The organism is Gordonia heveisoli, assembly GCF_030315745.1.
Lineage (GTDB): Bacteria > Actinomycetota > Actinomycetes > Mycobacteriales > Mycobacteriaceae > Gordonia.
The window spans coordinates 1-1,394 of sequence record NZ_JASXSH010000046.1 but is presented as its reverse complement, the minus strand read 5'-3'; the positions used below and the strand labels follow the sequence as shown (position 1 = coordinate 1,394).

Genomic DNA, 1,394 nt, shown 5'->3' with positions numbered 1-1,394 from the left:
ATCCGGCGATCACCGATTTCCTCACCGGTCGGCATATGGATGTGACTGTCGAACCGGGCGGGCATTTCGATGCAAGTTCACACTTTGTCGACCTGGTCACTCACCCGTATGGTCACGGTCAGCATGGGGTGGAAGATCTGTTCAACTGGATCGGCCCCGGTGCCCACGCGTCTGGACATGAAGCGGATCTCGCCGCTGAGGCCGCAAACGGATATGCGCACCGTCTGGCCGAGAACGCCGCGCTGCTCGGCCTCGACACCAACGGCGATGCCCCCGGGCATCCCACGCTCGGCAGCATCAATCCGGAACTCGCACAGGCGTTGACGAGAAACATCATCCCGTATCTCGGTGCCCTCAATGGCGTGGAGGGTATGGGAATCCACACTTTCCCGGGCTACGGGTTCGGCAACATCACGGAGATGGAACACATGATTCAGGTGCTGGATTCCGATCCGGTGTCGGCGGCGGTGATCAATCATGCTGGCGCGGCATGGGAGAACTACATGACTGCAATGTATGCGGCGCATGGTGGCGATCCTGCCTATGCCGCCGCCGCCGGGCGCTTTCATCAGATGTTCCAGGACGCCGACCAAGCCGAACTGCAAGGATTGTTCGACCAACACAACTGGGACCGCATCAAGGAATACAACCTGGACTCGGCCGAATGGGACACCGCAAAGACGATGCTCACCACCGGGCTCAAGTTCCTTCCGGGACCGTGGAGTGTGGCCGGATCGGTTGCGGGTTCGATGATCGATCTGGCAAATCCCGGCGCCAAAATGTCTGCACTGGGCATCGCCAGCGATCCGTCAACGATCGGCTCGGACCATGTCAGTGAGGCGATCAAGGGCGCGTTCAACAACTACAACACCGACACGCAAGGTCTCTATCACCAGCGGGATCTTGCTCTGGGGTATGCGAGTACGCATGGCGGACTCGAAGCCGATCCACGATGGAAGCCGTACCTGTCGCCCAGCGACCCGAACGATCCGAGTTCGCCGGTGGTGCTGGACTGGGACAAGATTCTCGCTCGTGAGCGCGGATTCAACGAGGCTGTGGACTCACTACCCCTCCGAGACACCTGGGGTCACCACGGCGACGGATATCCCGCGGGCGCGCGTCCGGGCGCGAATATCGATCCGCATCAGCTGCCTGCCCCCGGTGATGATCCGACGGGACCGCCGCGGTGAACGGGCCAGCCGGGAAGGCTTTGATATGTGCCGCCTTGTGTACGCTGCTCACCAGTTCTGTGGCCGCCTGTTCGGGGCACGGCGACCCGGCTCCGCCGTCGCCGGCTCCGTCGGCGGTGTCGGGGTATGAGCGTCCGGCGAATGTGCATTGGGTTGACAATTGGAATCCGACGTCGGCTGTTGATTTGAACAGTGCCGATGGGA

The 1,394-nt window shown here is 61.7% G+C and carries 1 protein-coding gene; it reads left to right on the top strand.

Going from position 1 to position 1,394, the window contains the following annotated elements; genetic code table 11:
• Positions 1-1,190: hypothetical protein (locus QSJ18_RS20065; protein ID WP_286328420.1), on the top strand; the 1,190-nt coding region annotated here is incomplete at its 5' end.
• Between the last annotated feature and the right edge of the window lie 204 nt (positions 1,191-1,394).